This window comes from Ideonella alba, assembly GCF_018069845.1.
GTDB classification, from domain to species: Bacteria; Pseudomonadota; Gammaproteobacteria; order Burkholderiales; family Burkholderiaceae_C; genus Ideonella; species Ideonella alba.
Map to the genome: position 1 here is coordinate 51,273 of NZ_JAGQDD010000021.1, position 19,638 is coordinate 70,910.

Here is a 19,638-nt window from a genome sequence, read left to right on the forward strand (position 1 = left end):
GCGGAGGTGGCCGGCTCCGGCGGAGCACGGCTGGGGTTGCATCCAGTGGCTGTATTTTTATCCAGACTGTCGAAAAATGCAAAGTGAATCGGCACGCATCGTGATCCTGGGCACCGGCGGCACCATCGCCGGCGCGGGCGACAATGTCGGCTACGCGGCCGGCAGCCTCAACGTGACCCAGCTGCTGCTGGCGGTGCCGGCACTGGCCAGCCGCACGCTGGAGGCCGAGCAGGTGGCCCAGCTCGACAGCAAGGACATGGACCACGCCACCTGGCAGCAGCTGGCGCGCCGTGCCGCCCACCACCTGGCGCGGCCCGAGGTGGCTGGTGTGGTGGTGACCCATGGCACCGACACGCTGGAGGAGACCGCCTGGTTCCTGCAGCGCGTGCTGGCGCCGGTCAAGCCCTTGGTGATGACCGCGTCGATGCGCCCGGCCACGTCGCTGCAGGCCGATGGCCCGCAGAACCTGCTGGACGCGGTGACGCTGGCCGCCGAGCCGGGCGCCCAGGGCGTGCTGGTGGCGGTGGGGGGCGAGGTCTGGGCGGCCGCCGACGTGCGCAAGACCCAGCCGTTTCGCATCGACGCGTTCGAGGGCGGCGACGCCCCGCCGGTGGCCAGCCTGCGCGAGGGCCGGGTGCTGCGCTGGCGCGACTGGCCCCGGGGCGTGGCGCTGAGTCTGGAGACGATCGCGCCCTCGGTGGCCGCCTGGCCGCGGGTGGGCATCGTCAGCAGCCATGCCGGCGTCGAGCCGGTGCTGGTGCATGCGCTGGTCGATGCGGGCTACCGCGGCCTGGTGGTCGAGGGCACCGGCAACGGCACGGTGAACGCCGCGCTGGACGCGGCGCTGCAGGCCGCGGCGCAGCGGGGCCTGCAGGTCTGGCGGGCCACGCGCTGCCAGCGCGGCGGCATCGTCGGCCAGCCCGAGGGCGCCTGGCCCTCGGCGGGCGCGCTCACACCCGCCAAGGCGCGGGTGGAGCTGCTGCTGCGCCTGCTGGTGGGGCGCTGATCAGGGCTGCTTGAAGCGCTGCGGCTCGTAGACCGAGCCGCCCAGATCGGCGTCGTCGAACGCGAAGACGAAGAACTGGTTGGGGTTGTCCTTGCCGCCCACGCTGGCCAGGAAATCGTTGTCGTTGGCCAGGTACAGCGTGTGCTTGGTGACGCCGTCGATCACCACGTCCTCACCGAAGGCCGCGCCCTCGAGCTTGGCCGGGATGTCGGCGTCGGCGATGCCGGCGGCATTGAGTGCCGCGCGCAGGTCCAGGAACAGCGTCTTGGTGGGCGCCACGGCCAGCAGGGCCGCCGCGCCGCTCAGACCGCTCACGTCGGTGGCGCCGCTCAGGTCCACCTTCCACAGCTGCTTGACCACCGCCAGCGTGCCATCGCCCAGGCCCTTGCCGTCGCGCTCCAGCACCAGGAACTCGTGGCTGTTGATGGCCAGGATCTCGCTGCTGTTGTAGGCCTTGTTCATCGCCGGGATGAAGTTGTCGTAGGCGAACTGCTCGACGGTGCCGGTCGCGATCTCGATGCGCACGATGCGGTTGGCGCGACCGCCGTCGCCGCCGTCCTGCAGCAGCGGGCTTTGCATGAAGCCGATCAGGAACCGGCCGTCGGGCGTGATCGCCAGGCCTTCCATGCCCTTGTTGGCCACGCGACCCGTGGTGTTGCCGCTGATCTCGGCCGCGCCGGTGGCCGCCAGCGTGTGCGCCGCAAAGGTGGCCGAGGGCAGCGAGAACGCGCGCTGGCGCTTGCCGGAGGCGCGGTCGAAGGCGTAGACGTAGGCGCCGTACTCGTCGCTGATGTAGACCGTCTTGCCGTTGCGCGAAACGCGCAGGCCTTCCGGATCGAGGCGGGCGTGCAGCGGGTCGAGCGAATCGCCGGGGCCGAAGTTGTCGCTGCGGCCGCTGAAGTAGTGGCGCCTGGCGGTGTTGATCGCGGGCACGGCCGGGCCGTAGTGCAGCGCATCACGCGACCACAGCAGCGTGGTGCCGGTCAGCGTGGGCGTCAGCGTGAAGGGCAGCGGGCCCGCCGGGTTGGGGCTCAGCGCGATCGACAGTGTGTGGAAGCGCGGAATCCAGCTGGTGGTGTTGTCGACCGCCGCATTCCAGGCCGAGGCGTTGGGGCCGCGGTCGGGCAGGGCGATGAAGGTGGTGCCACCGGCCCAGGCCAGGGCCGAGCCGAGCCCACCCAGCAGGTTGGCGGGGGCGCCGTTCTCCAGGGTGCCGCTGAGACCGGACAGGTCGGCGGCGTCACCGGGCAGGCTGCCGCGGGCGATCAGCGTGGGGGCGGCCTGGGCGCTGGCGAGCAGGGCGGCCAGGGCCAGGGTGGACAGGCAGGTACGGCAGATGGACGGCATGGCGGGAAGCGTTGGTCACGGATCCCGCCATGCTCGTGAGGCCGCATGACGGTGTCATGGCGGCGCCATGACACCTGGGTGACGGCGCTTCAGACGACGGTCAGCACCACGTCGATGTTGCCGCGGGTGGCATTGCTGTAGGGGCAGACCTGGTGGGCGGCCGCCACCAGCGCTTCGGCGGCGGCGCGCTCCATGCCCGGCAGGCTGATGGCCATCGCGACCTGGATGCCGAAGCCGCCCGGGATCGGGCCGATGCCGACATCGGCGCTGATGCTCACATCGGGCGGCAGCTTGAACTTCTGCGAGGCAGCGACCGCGCCCATCGCGCCGATGAAGCAGGCCGAGTAGCCGGCCGCGAACATCTGCTCGGGGTTGGTGCCGTTGCCGCCGGCGCCACCCAGCTCACGCGGGGTGGACAGCTCGACGTTGAGCTTGCCGTCGTCCGACTTGGCAGAGCCGGTGCGGCCGCCGGTGGCGGTGGCGTGCGCGGTATAGAGGACTTTTTCCAGGGCCATGGTCATCTCCTGATGGGGGGGTGAAAGGGATCAGGCGGCGGCCTGGTCCAGGTGGTGACGCAGCGCCTGCAGGCGACGCGTCAGATCGGTGATTTCATCGAGCTGGCAACCGCTGGCGCAGGCAATCGCCTGCGGCACGGCCAGGGCCTGTTCGCGCAGTGCGCGGCCGGCGGGGGTCAGACGCAGGCGCACGCGGCGCTCATCGGCGCTGTCGCGCAGGCGCTGCACGCGGCCGGCGGCCTCCAGGCGCTTGAGCAGCGGGGTCAGCGTGCCCGAGTCCAGTCCCAGGCGCTGGCCGAGTTCGCTGACCGTGGCGTTGTCCTGCTCCCACAGGGCCAGCATCACCAGGTACTGCGGGTAGGTCAGGCCCAGGGGGTCCAGCAGCGGTTTGTACAGCCGGGTCATGGTCAGCGAGGCCGCGTAGATCGCGTGGCACAGCTGACGGTCCAGCGACAGCCAGTCGGCGGCCGGGACAGCGGAAGCGGAGGGGCGCGATGTCATGGGCTGAATGATTTCACACAATTCAATTGCACACAATTGAAATGGTCTTTGGGCCCGGGCGCACGCCCTGCACACTGCAGCCGCGGAGCGCCACAGCCCGGGCGGTAAAATCGAGGGTTGCCAGATTTCCCCCACCCGAACACGCCATGTCCAACATCCTCCAGCAACTGCCCGTCGGCGAGCGCGTCGGCATCGCCTTCTCCGGCGGCCTTGACACCTCGGCGGCCGTGCACTGGATGCGCGCCAAGGGCGCGGTGCCCTGCGCCTACACCGCCAACCTGGGCCAGCCTGACGAGTCCGATTACGAGGAGATCCCGCGCAAGGCCAAGGCCTACGGCGCCGACATCGCCCGCCTGATCGACTGCCGCCATCAACTGGTGGCCGAGGGCATTGCGGCGATCCAGTGCAGCGCCTTCCACATCTCCACCGGCGGCGCCACCTACTTCAACACCACGCCGCTGGGCCGCGCGGTCACCGGCACCGCGCTGGTGGTGGCGATGCGCGACGATGGCGTCAACATCTGGGGCGACGGCAGCACCTACAAGGGCAACGACATCGAGCGCTTCTACCGCTACGGCCTGCTGGCCAACCCGTCGTTGAAGATCTACAAGCCCTGGCTGGACCAGACCTTCATCGACGAGCTGGGCGGCCGCAAGGAGATGAGCGAGTACCTCATCGCCAACGGCTTCGACTACAAGATGAGCGTCGAGAAGGCCTACTCGACCGACTCCAACCTGCTGGGCGCCACGCATGAGGCCAAGGACCTGGAGTACCTGAACGCCGGCATCAGCATCGTCAAGCCCATCATGGGTGTCGCCTTCTGGCGCGACGACGTCGAGGTCAAGCGCGAGACGGTGTCGGTGCGCTTCGAGCAGGGCGTGCCGGTGGCCCTGAACGGCCAGACCTTCCCCGACCTGCTGAGCCTGTTCTACAAGGCCAATGAGATCGGCGGCCGCCACGGCCTGGGCATGTGCGACCAGATCGAGAACCGCATCATCGAGGCCAAGAGCCGCGGCATCTACGAGGCCCCGGGCATGGCGCTGCTGCACATCGCCTACGAGCGCCTGGTCACCGGCATCCACAACGAGGACACGATCGAGCAGTACCGGATGAACGGCCGCAAGCTCGGCCGCCTGCTCTACCAGGGCCGCTGGTTCGACCCGCAGTGCATGATGCTGCGCGAGACCGCGCAGCGCTGGGTGGCCTCGGCGATCACCGGCGAGGTGACGCTGGAGCTGCGCCGCGGCAACGACTACACCATCCTCAACACCGAGAGCCCCAACCTGACCTACGCGCCCGAGCGGCTGTCGATGGAGAAGGTGGAGGGCGCGTTCACGCCGGCCGACCGCATCGGCCAGCTGACGATGCGCAACCTGGACATCCAGGACACCCGCCACAAGCTGGGCATCTACTCGGGGGCTGGCCTGCTGGGCTCCAGCCAGGACGGCCTGATACCCCTGCTGACCGGCGACAAGCCGGCCGTCTGAGTCCGCTCAATCCCTGCGCACGGGCCCGCTTTGGCGGGCCCGTGTCGTTCAGGCCTGCACCGCCGCCCGGTAGGCGTGCCAGGTGCCGTGGCCGACCACCGGCCCCACCAGCAGCAGCCCCGCGAAGCCGGGCAGCAGCGCCAGGGTCACCAGGCCGGTGATCAGCGCGCCCCACCAGATCATCACGCCGGTCTGCGTGAGCACCAGGCGGAAGCTGGTCAGGCCGGCGGTGATCGCGTCCACGGGTCGGTCCAGGATCATCGGGATGCTGATCACGCTGACGCAGTAGATCAGGCCGGCAAACACCGCGCCGACCACGACGTAGGTGATGATGAAGCCCAGGTTCTCGGGGTCCAGCAGCGCCAGCAGCGAGCCCTTGAAATCGGGGATGCCATCGAAGCTGACCGCGAAGATCACCAGGCTGGCGCGGCCCCACAGCATCTCCAGCACCAGCAGCACGAAACCGAAGATCGCCAGCGTCGAGGTGCGGGTGCGCCAGGCGGTGAGGGCACCGGCCAGCGTGGGCCTGCGGCCGGCGTCCAGCTCACGGCTGACGTGGTACAGGCCCAGGCACATGAAGGGCCCCATCAGCAGGAAGCCGGCCGACAGCGCCAGCGTGTAGGCGGGTTGGTGCTGGAAGACCTTCAGCAGCATCCAGCCCATGGCCATGAAGCAGGCGCCGAAGAACAGGCCGATGGCCGGTGCCCGCCGGAAGTCCCGCCAGCCCAGGGCCAGCCAGGTCAGCGGGTCGCCGAAGCCCAGCGGCGCCAGCTGGATCGGGCTGGCCGGCGTGTCGGTCGCCGCGGTGTCGTCGATGGGCATACCATCCTCCTCGTGCCGGCGAGGGTACGCGGGCGGCCGATGAGCCGTCCACGCGGACAGACCCTAGCGCACGGCGCTCAGGGATTGGCGAAGCTGCGGCTGGGCAGCGGCTGGCGCGGCCTGGGCGCGGCATGGGGCAGTTCCACCCAGCGGTGCACGGCCCAGCCGGCGGCCAGGCTCAGGGCCCAGGTCAGCACCAGGCCCAGCGCGGCGGGCCCGGCCTGTTCCGGCCAGGCGATGTCGACCGCCGTGCCCACCAGCAGCAGCAGCGGGTAGTGCAGCAGGAAACTGCCATAGGACACGCGGGCCAGCCAGCGCATCAGCGGATGCAGCGCGTGGCGCGCCAGGCGCTCGCCCGCGGGCTGCCAGGCCAGCAGCAGCGCGGTCAGGCCCGCCACGGCCAGGCGCTCACGCCAGTCCAGCACCAGGGCGGCCGCCACCAGGGCCGCCAGCGCCAGCAGCAGGCCGGTGCGGCGCGGCTGGGCGTGGATCCAGCAGGCGGCCACGCCCAGACCGTAGGCGGCGAAGAAGTAGGGCGCCCAGGCGTCCAGGCGGCTGTCCAGGTTCAGCCACAGCATCGAGGCCAGCATCAGGCCCACGCAGCCCAGCACGCTGGCCACCCGCATCACGCGGTTCAGCGTCGAGCCCGCGCGCCCGATGCGGCGCAGCGCCACCAGCGCGGCGAACAGCGCGAACAGCTGCAGGTCGATCGCCACGTACCAGAAACCCGCGCTCAACGCCGGCACGCCCAGCAGGTCCTGCAGGAACAGCAGGTTGGCCAGCAGTTCCGGCGCGCTGGGCGCGGCGGGGGTGTCCGGATCGCTGCCGAACTGGCGAGCGACCGCGGCCGCGGCCAGCGCCGCCAGCAGCGCCACGCCATAGGGCCTGGCCAGCCGCCAGTAGCGCTGCCACACCAGAGCGGCCCAGTCGCCAGGGGCCGGACCGCTGCGGGCAAAGGGGCTGGGCGCCAGCCCGCGTGCGGCCAGGTAGCCTGCCACCACCAGGAACACCTGCACCGCCAGCCGGCCGTAGGTTTGCAGGCCACTGAACAGCCCGGGCCACAGCGAGGTGGCGCTGAGCGCCAGCGGGCCGTACCAGGCCAGATGGTGGGCGATGATCAGCTGGGAGGCGATGGCGCGCAGCCAGTCGGGCAGCGGCAGCGCAGGGCGTCGGGTGGCAGTCATGACAATGAGCGGGCCGCCGGCCTGGCAGGCTGGCGGCGGGGCGCGCGAGGCGCCGGTTTACTTGGTCCAGCCGTCTTTGAGGCCGGTGATGCGGTTGAACACCGGCGCATCGGCGCGGTGGTCCAGCCGGTCGGCGACGAAGTAGCCGTGGCGCTCGAACTGGAACTTGTCGTCGGGCTGCGCGGCGGCCAGTGCCGGCTCCAGGTAGGAGCGCACCACCTGCTTGCTCTTCGGGTTGAGCACGGTCAGGAAATCGCGGCCGCCGGCGTCGGGCTGCGGCTCGGTGAACAGGCGGTCGAACAGGCGCATCTCGCAGGCCACGGCCTCATGGGCGCCCACCCAGGTGATCGTGCCCTTGACCTTGACGCTGTCGGCGCCGGGCGTGCCGCTCTTGGTGTCGGGGATCACGGTGGCGGTGACTGCGGTGAGGGTGCCGTCGGCATCCTTCTCGCAGCCGGTGCACTCGATGATCACGCCGTACTTCAGGCGCACCTTGTTGCCCGGGAACAGGCGGAAGTAGCCCTTGGGCGGCACCTCGGCGAAGTCCTCGCGCTCGATCCACAGCTCGGGCCCCAGGCTGAAGGCGCGCTGGCCCCACTCGGGGTGGTGCGGATGGAAGGGGGCGCCGCAGGGCTCGCGGTGGTCCTGGCTGCCGAAGACCTCGGCGTAGTTGGTCAGCTTGAGCTGGACCGGGTCGATCACCGCCATCGCCCGCTTCGCCTGGTCTTCCAGGTCGGCACGCAGCGCGATGTCCAGCACCGAGTAGTCCAGCCAGATGTTGGTCTTGCTGGCGCCCGAGTCATCGGCCATCTTGCGGATGCTGGCGGGCGTGTAGCCGCGCCGGCGCATGCCGGCCAGCGTGGGCATGCGCGGGTCGTCCCAGCCGCTGACATGCTGCTCGTCGACCAGTTGCTTGAGCTTGCGCTTGCTGGTGATCACGTAGCTCAGGTTCAGGCGGCCGAACTCGTACTGTTTGGGCAGCGGGTGGGCCAGCAGGCCACCTTCGGCCAGGCGCTCCAGCAGCCAGTCATAGAAGGGGCGCTGGTCCTCGAACTCCAGCGTGCAGATCGAGTGCGTGATGCGCTCCAGCGCGTCCTCGATCGGGTGGGCGTAGGTGTACATCGGGTAGATGCACCACTTGTCGCCGGTGTTGTGGTGGGTGGCGCGGCGGATGCGGTAGATGGCCGGGTCGCGCAGGTTGATGTTGGGCGAGGCCATGTCGATCTTCGCGCGCAGCACCATCGCGCCGTCGGCGTGCAGGCCGTCGCGCATCTCCCGAAAGCGCGCCAGGTTCTGCTCGGGCGTGCGGCTGCGGAAGGGGCTGTCGGTGCCGGGCGTGGTGAAGTCGCCGCGGTTGGCGCGCATCTGCTCGGGCGTCTGCTCGTCGACATAGGCCAGACCACGCTCGATCAGGTGCTCGGCCGCGCGGTACATGAAGTCGAAGTAGTCGCTGGCGTAGAACTGGTGGCTCACGCCATGGGCGTTCCAGTCCCAGCCCAGCCACTGCACCATCTCGGCGATCGCGTCGACGTACTCCTGCTCCTCCTTCTCGGGGTTGGTGTCGTCGTAGCGCAGGTGGCAGACGCCGCCGTAGTCGCGCGCCAGGCCGAAGTTCAGGCAGATGCTCTTGGCATGACCCACGTGCAGGTAGCCGTTGGGCTCGGGCGGGAAGCGCAGGCGCACGCGCGCCGGGTCGGGCTGGCCGGCGGCGTGGTGGGCGGCATCGCCGGGGCCGCCACCGAAGGGGCGGCCGTCGTAGGTGCCGGCCTCGAGGTCACGCTCGATGATGCCGCGCAGGAAATTGCTGGGCTTGACCGGCTCGGTGCCGGCCGCGGGGGCTTTGTCGCTCATGCCAGGGGCGGGGGGGAGTGGTGGGGCGCCGACGGCGCCACCGATGTCCTCGATTGTAGCCAGCACCCCCTCGGGTAAGCCCGGGGCTCACATGCCTTTGAAGCGGGCGGCGTAGAGCCGGCTGACGGCCAGCCGCTCGGGGCGGCGGCGCAGCACCAGCTGCACCTTGCCCGATTCGTCGCGCAGCGCGTGGTCGATCTCGCGCGCCTGCACCACCAGCCCGCGGTGCACCTGCCAGAAGCGGGCCGGGTCCAGCTGCGGCAGCAATTCGCGCAGCGAGCTGCGGATCAGGTGCTCGCGCTCGGCGGTGAGCACGCGCACATACTTGTCGGCGGCTTCGAAGTAGATGACATCCTCGATTGGCACCAGATGCACGGTGGACCCCGAGGAGGCCTGGATCACCGTCAGCGGCTGGTCGGCCGTGGGCAGGGCACCGGCCAGCGCGGGGGCGGTGCCCAGCAGCAGGCGCAGGCGGTCGAGCAACTGGTCGTCGGCGCCGCGCGCCTCGGCCGGGGCATGCTCGCGCTGGGCCAGGCGCTCGCGCAGGCGCTCGCAGGTCTGGGCCAGGCGCTCGCGCGGCGCCGGCTTGAGCAGATAGTCGGCCGCGGCCAGCTCGAAGGCCTGCAGCGCGTACTGGTCGTAGGCGGTGACGAAGACCAGCAGCGGCAGCGGGATCTCGGCCGGCCAGTCTTCGATGATCGCCTGGGCCGCTTCCAGACCGCTGCGGCCCGGCATGCGGATGTCCATGAAGATCAGCTCGGGGCGCCAGGACAGCGCATCGTCGATCGCCTGCTCGCCATCCACCGCATGGGCGATGACCTTCAGCTCGGGCCAGACCGCGGCCAGGTCGGCCTGCAGGGCCTGGGCCAGCAGCGGCTCGTCCTCGGCGATCAGGGCGGTGGCGGGTTGGCGCAGCGGGGTGCTCATGGGGTCGGATGTTCAGGACGGGTGAGAGGCAGGCGCACCGAGGCTTCGGTGCCACCGCCTGCGGCGTCGGCGATCGACAGCGCGGCGGCCTCGCCGTACAGCGTGGCCAGGCGCTCGCGCACCTGGGTCAGGCCGAAGCCGGTGCCGGCGGTGTCGCGCGCGGCACCCAGTCCCAGGCCGTTGTCGCGCACGCTCAGCAGCAGCGATGCGCCGTCGCGGCGCGCGGTCAAGGCCAGGCGGGCCGGGCCGCGCAGCGGCTCCAGGCCGTGGCGGATCGCGTTTTCCACCAGCGGCTGCATCAGCAGCGGCGGCACCAGCGCATCCGCCAGGTCGGCGGGCAGGTCGATCTCCACGCTCAGGCGCTCGCCCATGCGGATGCGCATCAGCGCCAGGTAGTCCGACAGGTGGCGGAACTCGTCAGCCAGCGGGTGTGCGCTGCGCCGGCTGGCGCTGAGCGTGGAACGCAGCCAGGCGATCATGTGGTCCAGCATGGTCTGGGCGCGGGCCGGATCGATGCCGATCAGCGCACGCAGGTTGGCCAGCGTGTTGAACAGCATGTGCGGCTCCAGCTGGCTTTGCAGCATCTTCAGCTCGGTCTCGGCGGCCTGCCGGCTGACCTGGGCCAGCGCGGCCTCGGTGGCGGCGATGTGGGCACGCGAGCGGAAGTAGAAGGTGCCCACCGCGGCCGGCACCAGCGAGATCGCGAACAGGCCCAGCCAGGTGCGCCACTCGTGCTGATGGCTGCCATCGCTGTGGATGCCGGTGAGCAGGCCGGCGATCCACGAGCCCAGTGGGTAGGCCAGGCCCACCGCCAGCACGATCACCACCGTCATCAGGCCCCAGCCGGGCCAGCCGTGGCGCTGCGCCTCGGTCGCCGGGGTGCCACTGCGGCGCACCTGCCACCAGGCCAGGCCCCAGCGGCCCAGGTGCACCAGCAGCGAGGTCAGGTTGCCGATGCACAGCGAGTAGACCACCGCCACCCACCATGGCATGCCCAGCAGCGCCAGGACCGCCGCGACCACCAGGCAGATGCCCTGGGTGGCCCGCAGCGAGTGGCCCAGGCTGAGCTGGAAATCGGTGTAGCGCAGTGTCATGGGCAGCGGGGTCACGGTCAGAGGTCCCAGCCGCTCAGGCCAGACCCAGTGCATGGTGCCACACCAGGTCGCCCAGGTAGCGGCCCGGCAGCAGCGTGAACACGCCGGCGCCGACGCAGGCGCCCAGGTAGACGCGCCACATGGTGTGGCGGTGGGCGGCGATGCGGCCGCGCACCGCCAGCCAGACCCCGCTGCCCACGCCGGCGAAGGTCAGCAGCGCCAGCAGGTGGATCGGCGTGTAGCCGCCCAGGTTCAGGCGCTGGAAGTCGCGGATGAACAGGCTGGAGGCGGCAGCGGCCAGCATGCAGACCACCCAGGCATAGCCCAGGCCGCGGTGCATCGGCGTGCCCTTGCGGCTGCGCAGGGCCAGCGGCCCGAGCACCAGGGCGACGGCGGCGAACAGCAGATGGACCTGGACCGCGGGGCTCAGGCTGAGAGGGGTGGCGAGGTGCATGGCGGACTCCGGTGGGTGGGGTGTCGATGGCGGCATCGTCGCGCCCCGGCCTCAGTCGGTCCGCGCCGATGCGACCAATGGCGTGCCGGCGCCGCGAAACCCCGCTTGGACGGCGCCAGTGGCGGGCTGCGCGGGCCCGCCGCGGGTGCTCAGAGCGCCACGCGGGCCGCCAGCACCAGCTGCTGGCGCTGCGGCAGTTGCGCCAGCAGCGCTGACGACGGCCCGCCGATCACGCGCCAGGCCGCTTCCAGGCGCCAGCGGTCGCCCTGCCACTGCGCGGCGGCGGTCAGCGTGCGGCCGTGGTCGGCGGGGTGGTACAGGCTGTCCAGGCTCAGCGTCCACGGCGTGGGTTGCCAGGCCGCACGCACGAACAGCTGCTGCCGGCGCGGACCGGCGCCGGACAGCGGGCTGGCCTGCCAGCCGAGGTTGCCGGCCGCCGCCTGTTGCAGGCCCTCGGGCAGACCGGGCGTGGTCGCGAAGGCTGCCAACGCCTGGTTGCGCCGCTGCCAGGCGTCCCAGGCCGCATCGGCGGGAGCCGTGCCGTCGTGCCAGGTTTCGACCAGCAGGCTCTGCTGCGCGCTGCCGGTCCAACTGAGCCCCAGCAGCCACTGGCTGCTGCCGGCCTGTGGCCCGACCTGCCAGGGGTTGGCGGGCAGCGGGCGGTCTGCCGCGGCGGCGTCGATGCGCCAGCCGTCGCTGCGCTGCAGCAGGCGCCACGAGGCATGCAGCTCCAGCGCGTCGTCGGCCACCCAGGCCAGCGCCGCACCCAGGCTGGCGCCGGTGTGGCGTCCCCAGCGGCCGAAGGCGTAGGCGTCGAGCGCGCCCAGGCGCTGGTAGCCGCGCAGCGCCAGCGCGGATTCGTCGGCCCCGGTCGCATCGCGCTGGCCGCCGCCGGCATGCTGCGGGTTGGCCCAGACCAGGCTCAGCGCGGTGTCGGCGCCCCAGAAGCGTTCGAGCTGCAGGGCCGGCCGGCCCTCGGTGGCGCTGGACAGCAGCGTGCGGCGGGCCTCCTGGCCGACCAGGTCGTTGGGCCGGAAGCCGTAGCCCACGTCCCAGGCCACACGCTGTCGGCCCAGGGTCCACTGCCAGTCGCCCAGGGCGCCGTTCAGCGCCAGTTCGTTGAAGCGGGCCTCGGCGTGGCTGCGGCCGCCAGGCTGGGCCACCGAGGCCAGCCAGACCTCGGCCACCCAGCCGGCGCCCTCGGCGCGCGCTTCCAGCTCGGCCAGCGCCTGCGCGGTGGACACGCCGGCGGTGCCGGGGGCCAGGCGGTTGGCGTCGGCCAGGGGGCCGCGGGCATTGACCGGGGTGTCCCAGCCTGACAGGCGCAGCTCGCCGCGCCAGGCGGGGCCATCGGCCGCGTGGACGCCACCGGCCGCCAGGGCCAGCAGCAGGGTGCAGCGGGGCAGGTTCACGCGCTCACTCCAGGCTGGGGTTGCGGGCCAGGAACATCGGATTCAGCCAGTTCTCGGGCACCGCCCTGGGCTGGCGCGACAGGTACTGCACGCGGGTCTGCGCGCGGCTGCCCAGCTCGTCCTGCAGCAGCATCTCGCTGACCAGGGCACCGGCCTTGTCCATCACGAAGCGGGCCCGCTTGGCCAGCTTGTCCGACTGCACGTAGAGCTCGGCCTGGATCGGCTCATGGCGGGTCTTGCCCAGCCACAGCTCGATGCGCTGGTAGCTGACGCTCTTGCGCCGCGCCTGCAGCGACAGGTGCAGGCAGGCGCGGGGCGTGCCCTCCACGTCGCAGCGCTCCTCGCCCAGCAGCCGGCCCTCGTAGTCCTCGGCCCAGGACAGGGTGGCGATGTCGCCGGTGGAGGCATCGCCCAGCAGCTTCTGCGAGGGCGTGATGCGCATCGCGCGCTGGCTGCCGGGCATCAGCAGCCAGAAGTCGTCGCCCAGCATCAGCACCTTCTGCCCGGCTTCGGCGGGCGAGCGCATCAGCACCAGCGAGCGGTGCTGGTCCTGCACGAAGACGGTGTAGCGGCGTTCCTTGTCGGCCGAGCCATCGGCGCGGGTGGTGGTGACCAGGGATTCGACCTGCAGGCGGTCGGCGCCGGTGCGGAAGCGGTCGGCGGCCTGCAGCAGCGCCGGCACCTCGGGTTCGGCAGCGCGCGGGGCACTGTGCCAGGCCAGGCCGGCCAGCAGGCCGATCTTCACCAGGGTGCCGGCGGCCAGCCAGGCCAGGGTCTTGGGGTTCATCGTCATCTCCGGTTCAGACATGGGCGAGCGCGTCGACCACGCTCAGGTGCACGGTGCGGCGGGCGACCAGGGCGGCGGCGATGACGGCCAGGGCCAGCACCGCACCGATCGTCAGCGCATAGAGCAGCGGGTCGGGCGAGACCAGCAGCGGGTAGCCCACCGAGCGGCCCGGCGGCGGCGGCATCTGCACCGGCACCAGCACCAGCAGCAGGCTGACCCCACCGGCGATCAGCGCGCCCAGCGCCGTGCCCGCACCGCCCAGCACCAGGCCTTCCAGCGCGAAGCTGCCGATCAGCTGGCCGGGCAGCGTGCCCATCGCGCGCAGCGTGCCGATCTCGCGGGTGCGCTCGACGATGGCCATGGCCATCGCATTGGTCACCACGAAGACGACGATCACGCCGATGATCAGCCCCAGCGCGCCGAAGATGCGGTTGTAGAGGTCCTTGACGCTGCGGTAGAACGGCGCCTGGTCGACCCAGGTGCGCACCGCCAGGCCCGGCAGCGCGGCCTGCCAGCGTGCCTGGGCGGGCGCGGTGGCGTCCATGCGGTCCAGGAACACCCCGGCGCTGGAGATGCGCTGGCTGACCAGCAGGCGCTGTGCGGTGGACACGTCGGTGTAAACCAGACGCTTGTCGATGTCGGGCACGCCGGTCGAGAAGACACCCTTGACCGTCACGTCCATGGCGTTCAGCGCGCCCTCGGTGGTGCTGGCCAGCAGCGTCAATGAGCTGCCGGGCGTGGCCTTCAGGCTGCGGGCCAGGGCCTCGCCCAGCATCACGCTGGCGCGGTCGGCATCGCTGAGCACCTGGCCGGCAGTGACCGTCAGGAAGGGGCCCTTGATCGCGAACTCGGCGTCGGGCGCGATGCCCACCGCCAGCATCACGGTCGATTTCTCGCCGTTGCTGACCAGGCCGCTGAACTCGACCCGTGGCAGCACCTGGCGCACCGCGGGGTCGGCCAGCAGCTGCTTCTGCAGGCGCGGCCAGTCGTCCAGGCCGTGTTGCAGCGGGATGTCCTCGTCGCGCTCGAACTGCGCCGGCTGGCCGATGACCAGGTGGCCGCTGCTGCGGGCCGAGGACTCGGCCAGGGCCTGGTAGGTGGACAGCGCGAAGCCGCCGGCCATCAGGATCGCCGCCGTGCCCATCGCCGCAATGGTGACCGTCACCGCCGAGCGGCGGCGGTTGCGCAGCGTGTTGCGCCAGGCGTAGCTGAGCCACTTCATTGGAAATCCTCCGGGGCGTGGGCGACGATGCGGCCGTCCTGCAGCGCGATCACGCGGTCGCAGCGGTGGACGACGCGGGCATCGTGGGTGGCGATCAGGCAGGCGGCGCCTTCGGCGCGGCAGCGCTCGCGCATCAGCGCCAGCACCTGGTCGGCGGTGTGGGAATCCAGGCTCGCGGTCGGTTCGTCGGCGATCACCAGGCGGGGGCGCTTGACCAGCGCGCGGGCGATGGCCACCCGCTGGCGCTGGCCGCCCGACAGCGCGTCGGGCCGGTGCGCGGCGTGCTCGGCCAGGCCCACGCTGTCCAGCGCCTCGGCGACGCGCTGGCGGCGCTCGCCGTCGGGCAAGCCGGCCAGGAACAGCGGGTAGTCGACGTTGTCGGCCACCGTCATCACCGGCACCAGGTTGAAGCCCTGGAAGATGAAGCCCAGGTGTTCGCGGCGCACCAGCGTGGCGGCGCGCTCGTCGAGCCGGCTGACATCCTGGCCGCCCAGGCGGATCTCGCCCTGGTCGGCGCGGTCGATCAGGCCGGCCAGGTTCAGGATGGTGCTCTTGCCGCTGCCGGACGGCCCGGTCAGCGCCAGCATCTCGCCGGGCAGCACCGCCAGATCCACCCCCTGAAGCGCCGGCACCACGTGGGCGCCCAGGCGGTAGGTCTTGTGCAGACCGCGCGCACTCAGCACAGGCGGGTTCATCACTGGGCTCCGGCGCGCTGCTGCACCGACTGGCGGAAACCGGCCGGCGCGCTGGCGAACAGCGGGTCGGTCTGCACCTGGGCCAGCAGGGCCCGACCGCGCTCCTGGCGGTTGAACATCGAGGGCAGGGCCAGGAAGGTGCTGGCGGCGACGAAGCGCGTCTCCAGCACCGCGGCCACGCCCGAGGGGCCTGGCGCGCTGCCGGCGCCGGTGGCCAGGCTCAGCGCCTTGTCCAGGCGCGCCAGGCCGTCCTCGGCGTGGCGCATCTTGCGCCAGGGCATCCAGGTGGTGGTGGCGCGCATCGCCTCGCTGGCACCGGCGTAGGCCAGCAGCACCGGGTCGGCCGGCGCCGCGGCCGACAGCCGGGCGAACTGGGCGGCCGCGGCGTCCACCGCGGCGGTGTCGCCCTGCTGGGCGCGGGCAAAGGTCTGCTGGGCGCTGGCGAAGCTGTCAGCGGCCTGGGCGCTGGCGCCCAGGCTGGCGGCGAGCAGGGCCGCGGCGGCCAGCCATTGGCGGCGGGTGAGGGGATGGTGGGGCATGGCGTCCTCCGGGGTGGTCGATGGGAGGCAGTGTTCCCATCGCCCCGGAGGGCGGCCACGCGGCTGCGACGAACGGTGACCCGCCGGCGCGAAGTGCGGCCGGGCGAGCGCCAGTGGCGGCGCCCGGGGGGCCGATCAGCGGCGGCGGGAGCCGCCCAGCAGGCCGCCCAGCACGCCGCGGACGATCTCGCGGCCCACCGCAGACCCCACGGTGCGCACCGCGGACTTGGCGGCCATCTGGGCCAGGCCGTCGTGGCGGCCGCCGCGCGGGCCGGTGGCGCCGAACAGCAGGTCGGACAGCCCGCCCAGCAGGCCGCCGCCAGCTTCCTGCGCGGCGCCCTGGGCGGCGTCGGCCATGCCGCCCTTGGCGGCGCGGGTGGCCTCGGCGGCCATCGACTCGGCGTTGCCGGCGGTGGCGGCGGCGCGGCCCTTGAGCTTCTCATAGGCCGATTCGCGGTCGACCTGCTTCTCGTAGACGCCGGCCACCAGCGAGGTCTGGCGCAGCCGGGCGCGCTGCTCGGCGCTGATCGGGCCGATCTGGCTGCCCGGCGGCAGCACATAGACGCGCTCGGTCACGCTGGGGCGGCCCTTGGCATCGAGGAAGCTGACCAGCGCCTCGCCCACACCCAGCTCGGTGATCGCGGTGGCGATGTCCAGGCCGGGGTTGGCGCGCATGGTCTCGGCGGCGCTCTTGACGGCCTTCTGGTCGCGTGGCGTGAAGGCGCGCAGCGCGTGCTGCACCCGGTTGCCCAACTGGCCCAGCACGGTGTCGGGAATGTCCAGCGGGTTCTGGGTGACGAAATACACGCCCACCCCCTTGGAGCGCACCAGGCGCACCACCAGCTCGATGCGCTCGACCAGCGCCGCCGGCGCGTCCTTGAACAGCAGGTGGGCCTCGTCGAAGAAGAACACCAGCTTGGGTTTCTCGAGGTCGCCCACCTCGGGCAGGTTCTCGAACAGCTCGGACAGCATCCACAGCAGGAAGGTGGCGTACAGCCGCGGCGCGTTCATCAGCTTGTCGGCCGACAGGATGTTGACCACGCCCTGGCCATCGACGGTCTGCATGAAGTCGGCGATGTCCAGCATCGGCTCGCCAAAGAACTGGTCGCCGCCCTGTTCCTCGACCTGCAGCAGGCCGCGCTGGATGGCGCCAATGCTGGCCGGGCTGACGTTGCCGTACTCGGTCTGGAACTGGCTGGCGTTGTCGCCCACGTACTGCAGCATCGCCCGCAGGTCCTTCAGGTCCAGCAGGGCCATGCCGTTGTCGTCGGCGATCTTGAAGACCAGGTTCAGCACGCCCGACTGCGTCTCGTTGAGCGCCAGCATCCGGCCCAGCAGCAGCGGGCCCAGGTCGGAGACGGTGGCGCGCACCGGGTGGCCCAGCTCGCCGAAGACGTCCCACAGCGTGGCCGGGCAGGCCAGCGGCGTGGGCGCATCCAGTCCGCGTTCCTTCAGAACCGCCGCCAGCTTGTCGGACACGCTGCCGGCCTGGGTGATGCCGGTCAGGTCGCCCTTGACGTCGGCCATGAAGACCGGCACGCCGATCTTCGAGAAGTTCTCGGCCAGGTTCTGCAGCGTGATCGTCTTGCCGGTGCCGGTGGCGCCGGTGATCAGGCCGTGGCGGTTGGCCAGGGCGGGCAGCAGGAAGCATTCGGTGGCGCCGTGCCGGGCGACCAGGATGGGTTCGGCCATGGTGAATAGCGTGGGTAGGAGCGACCGCCCCAGTCTAGCGGCTCGACCGCGCTGCGCGAAGTCCGCTCCCCGTACAGGGTTCAGGGTGCGGTCAGCTGCGCATCCACGTGGCGTCCGTCCAACTCGCCCTGCACCCGCGCCAGCGCCCCGGGCTGCTGCTCGGGCCAGCTCACGCGCAGGTGTCCGCGCACAGCGCCTGGACCCTGGACCTGCACCTGGGCGGTGGCCAGACCGGCGGCCTGCGGCCAGTCAAGCACGCCGTCGACCGCGACGTCCTCGGTCCAGCGCACCCCGCGCAGCCGCAGGCGGTAGCCCTGGCCCTGGTGATCGATCGCGATCGTGCCGCCGCGCAGCCCGACGCTGTGCGGCCCGGCGCTTTCCACCCGGGCTGCGGCATCTGCCAGCGTGTGGGCCACCGCCGCGGCCAGCTGCAGGTCCTGCAGGCGGCCCGCGTGGCCGGGCAGCGGCTGGGCGGGCGCGACGTCGGCCAGCCGGCGGGCGAAGGCCGGTGGCGTGCGGATCGGTGCCACGCGCTCGGCGCAGCCGGTGTCGCCCGGCGAGCCGGTCAGAAGGAAGCGGTGCAGCAGCTGCCGGCCACAGTCGTCGCGCTGCGGGGGCGAGGCCACCAGGTGGAAGCTGTTGGCCACCACCACCTGGCGGCCGGCCGGGAACAGGCTGGCGGCGATCGCCCCCTCGGGTGGGGTGGTGATGGCGTCCAGCTCGCCGCTGAGCACCAGCACCGGGATGGCCGGCATGTCCGGCTGCGGCGGCACGGGCGGCCCGGGGGGATGGGCGGGATCGGGCGCCGGCCAGTCGACGCAGGCGTCGATCAGGCTGTAGTCAAGCGGCATGCCGCGGAACTCGTCGATCGTGAAGGGGGCGTACAGGTCGGGGTGCAGGCTTTGCTGTTCGGCCACCGCCGCGTCGCGCTGGCGGCGGCGCTGCGCGGGTGGCAGCCGCATGTCGTAGACCTGGGCGTAGTCCTGGCAGGTGACCGCGGCGTACAGGCCGACGCTGTAGTAGCGCGGGTCGCGCCGGGCATCACGCGGGTCCTTGTAGGCCAGGGTCTCGGCCATCAGGCGCAGCAGCGGCAGCCGGTCGCCCTGCAGGAAGGCGCGGCCGGCGGCGTCCAGCTCCCGCGCCACCGCGTAGGCCGGCGCGCCGACGAACATCACCGTGGCCAGCAGCGAGGCATCGGCCCTGAAGCGCCACCAGCGGCCCGAGGCATCCTGGGCCCGGGCGTCGAAGGGTTCGGCGCGCAGTGCGTCAATCACCGGCTGCAGCCGCTCCAGGGCGGTGCCGGGCAGGCTGGCGCAGGGGGCCGAGCGCTGGCAGACCTTGTCGAAGGCCTGGCGCACGGTGGGCGCGAAGAACGGGTACCAGGGGGTTTCGCCTCCGGTCATCGGCACCGGGTAGGCGCTGTCGAGCACCAGTGAGCGCAGCCAGCCGGGGTGGCGGTAGGCGAAGACCTGGGCCGACCAGGTGCCGTAGGAGTCGCCGTACAGGTCCACCGGCGGGGCCTCCAGCGCCGCCAGCACCGCCGCCAGGTCGTCGGCGGCCTGCACGGTGGAATACAGCGGCGCGCTCGCGCCGAGCTGTCGGCCGCAGCGTGCGACATCGCGCGCCGTCATCTCGGGCGCCTGTTGCAGCGGTGGGCAATGGATCGCGGCGCTGTCGCCCGTGCCGCGGGCATCCACGGTCAGCAGGTCGCGCTCGCGCAGCAAGGGGCCGAACATGCGCCGGTAGGTGTAGCGGGTGCCGCTGGAGGGGTAGCCCGGGCCGCCCTCGATGGCCACCAGCCAGCCCGCCGCCGGTCGGTCGGCGCGTTCACGGCGCAGGTAGTGGAAGCGGATGTCGATCTCGCCGGGGACGCGGCCCTCGGGGTCCAGCGGGCGACGCAGCGCACCGCAGTAGTCGTCGGCGTTGGGGCAGCGGTGCAGCGTCAGCTGGCCGAGCCGCAACGCATCCGCGCGCTCGTCCGGCGCGGCGACGGCACCGCCCATGGCCGCCGCGGCGATCGACAGACCAAGCAGCCAGCGCAGGTGCTTCGGGACCCCCATCGCGCGTCTCTCCGGCCGGCGCGGGCCGGCGACATAAAATCGC

Annotated in this window: 18 protein-coding genes; 2 read left to right on the forward strand and 16 right to left on the reverse strand. The window is 72.0% G+C overall.

From position 1 onward, the window contains the following. The first annotated feature begins 76 nt into the window (after positions 1-76). Positions 77-1,006: an asparaginase gene (locus KAK03_RS20785; RefSeq protein ID WP_210856616.1), complete on the forward strand. Its 930-nt coding sequence runs from the start codon at positions 77-79 to the stop codon at positions 1,004-1,006. On the opposite strand, the gene KAK03_RS20790 is transcribed toward KAK03_RS20785, so the two are convergent. The 3 genes from KAK03_RS20790 to KAK03_RS20800 all read right to left on the reverse strand — a co-directional run bounded on the left by KAK03_RS20790 (position 1,007) and on the right by KAK03_RS20800 (position 3,369). Then, entirely contained in the window at positions 1,007-2,353 is a 1,347-nt protein-coding gene (locus KAK03_RS20790) for an esterase-like activity of phytase family protein (protein ID WP_210856617.1), read from the reverse strand. 89 nt (positions 2,354-2,442) lie between these two features. After that, a complete protein-coding gene (locus KAK03_RS20795) occupies positions 2,443-2,868 on the reverse strand; it encodes an organic hydroperoxide resistance protein (RefSeq protein WP_210856618.1) in 426 nt (141 codons plus the stop codon). Between the two features lie 30 nt (positions 2,869-2,898). After that, positions 2,899-3,369 (reverse strand): MarR family winged helix-turn-helix transcriptional regulator, encoded by a 471-nt coding sequence (locus tag KAK03_RS20800; RefSeq protein ID WP_210856619.1) that lies wholly within the window; start codon positions 3,367-3,369, stop codon positions 2,899-2,901. A 146-nt stretch (positions 3,370-3,515) separates the two neighbouring features. On the opposite strand from KAK03_RS20800, the gene argG reads away from it, so the two are divergent. Further along, positions 3,516-4,856 carry an argininosuccinate synthase gene (argG, locus tag KAK03_RS20805; protein ID WP_210856620.1) on the forward strand — a complete coding sequence of 447 codons (1,341 nt, stop codon included), beginning with the start codon at positions 3,516-3,518 and terminating at the stop codon, positions 4,854-4,856. Between the two features lie 48 nt (positions 4,857-4,904). Here the strand turns inward: argG and KAK03_RS20810 are convergent, their stop codons facing one another. The 13 genes from KAK03_RS20810 to KAK03_RS20870 all read right to left on the reverse strand — a co-directional run bounded on the left by KAK03_RS20810 (position 4,905) and on the right by KAK03_RS20870 (position 19,595). Continuing rightward, on the reverse strand, positions 4,905-5,678 hold the full coding sequence (locus KAK03_RS20810) for a DUF2189 domain-containing protein (RefSeq protein WP_210856621.1): 774 nt from the start codon (positions 5,676-5,678) through the stop codon (positions 4,905-4,907). A 77-nt stretch (positions 5,679-5,755) separates the two neighbouring features. Next, positions 5,756-6,862: an acyltransferase family protein gene (locus KAK03_RS20815; RefSeq protein ID WP_210856622.1), complete on the reverse strand. Its 1,107-nt coding sequence runs from the start codon at positions 6,860-6,862 to the stop codon at positions 5,756-5,758. Between the two features lie 57 nt (positions 6,863-6,919). Next, a complete protein-coding gene (locus KAK03_RS20820; protein WP_210856623.1) occupies positions 6,920-8,713 on the reverse strand; it encodes a glutamine--tRNA ligase/YqeY domain fusion protein in 1,794 nt (597 codons plus the stop codon). A gap of 87 nt (positions 8,714-8,800) precedes the next feature. Further along, on the reverse strand, positions 8,801-9,640 hold the full coding sequence (locus KAK03_RS20825; protein WP_210856624.1) for a LytR/AlgR family response regulator transcription factor: 840 nt from the start codon (positions 9,638-9,640) through the stop codon (positions 8,801-8,803). Then, positions 9,637-10,749 (reverse strand): sensor histidine kinase, encoded by a 1,113-nt coding sequence (locus tag KAK03_RS20830; protein WP_210856625.1) that lies wholly within the window; start codon positions 10,747-10,749, stop codon positions 9,637-9,639. Before KAK03_RS20830 ends, KAK03_RS20825 begins: the two co-directional genes overlap by 4 nt. 19 nt (positions 10,750-10,768) lie before the next feature. Further along, on the reverse strand, positions 10,769-11,188 hold the full coding sequence (locus KAK03_RS20835; RefSeq protein WP_210856626.1) for a DUF2306 domain-containing protein: 420 nt from the start codon (positions 11,186-11,188) through the stop codon (positions 10,769-10,771). 149 nt (positions 11,189-11,337) lie between these two features. Further along, complete coding sequence (locus KAK03_RS20840; RefSeq protein ID WP_210856627.1) at positions 11,338-12,600, reverse strand: hypothetical protein; 1,263 nt, start codon at positions 12,598-12,600, stop codon at positions 11,338-11,340. A gap of 4 nt (positions 12,601-12,604) precedes the next feature. Continuing rightward, entirely contained in the window at positions 12,605-13,387 is a 783-nt protein-coding gene (locus tag KAK03_RS20845; RefSeq protein ID WP_210856628.1) for an outer membrane lipoprotein-sorting protein, read from the reverse strand. 13 nt (positions 13,388-13,400) lie between these two features. Continuing rightward, positions 13,401-14,609: an ABC transporter permease gene (locus KAK03_RS20850; RefSeq protein WP_210856629.1), complete on the reverse strand. Its 1,209-nt coding sequence runs from the start codon at positions 14,607-14,609 to the stop codon at positions 13,401-13,403. Next, on the reverse strand, positions 14,606-15,304 hold the full coding sequence (locus KAK03_RS20855) for an ABC transporter ATP-binding protein (protein WP_210856630.1): 699 nt from the start codon (positions 15,302-15,304) through the stop codon (positions 14,606-14,608). Before KAK03_RS20855 ends, KAK03_RS20850 begins: the two co-directional genes overlap by 4 nt. Beyond that, positions 15,304-15,843, reverse strand: a complete 540-nt coding sequence (locus KAK03_RS20860; RefSeq protein ID WP_210856631.1) for a hypothetical protein — start codon at positions 15,841-15,843, stop codon at positions 15,304-15,306. Before KAK03_RS20860 ends, KAK03_RS20855 begins: the two co-directional genes overlap by 1 nt. A gap of 135 nt (positions 15,844-15,978) precedes the next feature. After that, complete coding sequence (locus KAK03_RS20865) at positions 15,979-17,535, reverse strand: helicase HerA-like domain-containing protein (protein ID WP_210856632.1); 1,557 nt, start codon at positions 17,533-17,535, stop codon at positions 15,979-15,981. Positions 17,536-17,615: 80 nt separating this feature from the next. Continuing rightward, the gene (locus KAK03_RS20870) at positions 17,616-19,595 is read right to left on the reverse strand and encodes an alpha/beta fold hydrolase (protein ID WP_210856633.1); all 1,980 of its coding nucleotides are present in this window, start codon (positions 19,593-19,595) and stop codon (positions 17,616-17,618) included. Between the last annotated feature and the right edge of the window lie 43 nt (positions 19,596-19,638).

Excerpts from the sequence above, each read along its gene's own strand:
- KAK03_RS20795 (WP_210856618.1), bottom strand. The coding sequence starts at position 2,868 with ATGGCCCTGGAAAAAGTCCTCTATACCGCGCACGCCACCGCCACCGGC.
- KAK03_RS20820 (WP_210856623.1), bottom strand. The coding sequence starts at position 8,713 with ATGAGCGACAAAGCCCCCGCGGCCGGCACCGAGCCGGTCAAGCCCAGC.
- KAK03_RS20785 (WP_210856616.1), top strand. The coding sequence starts at position 77 with ATGCAAAGTGAATCGGCACGCATCGTGATCCTGGGCACCGGCGGCACC.
- KAK03_RS20825 (WP_210856624.1), bottom strand. The coding sequence starts at position 9,640 with ATGAGCACCCCGCTGCGCCAACCCGCCACCGCCCTGATCGCCGAGGAC.
- KAK03_RS20845 (WP_210856628.1), bottom strand. The coding sequence starts at position 13,387 with ATGAACCCCAAGACCCTGGCCTGGCTGGCCGCCGGCACCCTGGTGAAG.
- KAK03_RS20870 (WP_210856633.1), bottom strand. The coding sequence starts at position 19,595 with ATGGGGGTCCCGAAGCACCTGCGCTGGCTGCTTGGTCTGTCGATCGCC.
- KAK03_RS20865 (WP_210856632.1), bottom strand. The coding sequence starts at position 17,535 with ATGGCCGAACCCATCCTGGTCGCCCGGCACGGCGCCACCGAATGCTTC.
- argG (WP_210856620.1), top strand. The coding sequence starts at position 3,516 with ATGTCCAACATCCTCCAGCAACTGCCCGTCGGCGAGCGCGTCGGCATC.
- KAK03_RS20810 (WP_210856621.1), bottom strand. The coding sequence starts at position 5,678 with ATGCCCATCGACGACACCGCGGCGACCGACACGCCGGCCAGCCCGATC.
- KAK03_RS20855 (WP_210856630.1), bottom strand. The coding sequence starts at position 15,304 with ATGAACCCGCCTGTGCTGAGTGCGCGCGGTCTGCACAAGACCTACCGC.
- KAK03_RS20790 (WP_210856617.1), bottom strand. The coding sequence starts at position 2,353 with ATGCCGTCCATCTGCCGTACCTGCCTGTCCACCCTGGCCCTGGCCGCC.
- KAK03_RS20800 (WP_210856619.1), bottom strand. The coding sequence starts at position 3,369 with ATGACATCGCGCCCCTCCGCTTCCGCTGTCCCGGCCGCCGACTGGCTG.
- KAK03_RS20815 (WP_210856622.1), bottom strand. The coding sequence starts at position 6,862 with ATGACTGCCACCCGACGCCCTGCGCTGCCGCTGCCCGACTGGCTGCGC.
- KAK03_RS20850 (WP_210856629.1), bottom strand. The coding sequence starts at position 14,609 with ATGAAGTGGCTCAGCTACGCCTGGCGCAACACGCTGCGCAACCGCCGC.
- KAK03_RS20860 (WP_210856631.1), bottom strand. The coding sequence starts at position 15,843 with ATGCCCCACCATCCCCTCACCCGCCGCCAATGGCTGGCCGCCGCGGCC.
- KAK03_RS20835 (WP_210856626.1), bottom strand. The coding sequence starts at position 11,188 with ATGCACCTCGCCACCCCTCTCAGCCTGAGCCCCGCGGTCCAGGTCCAT.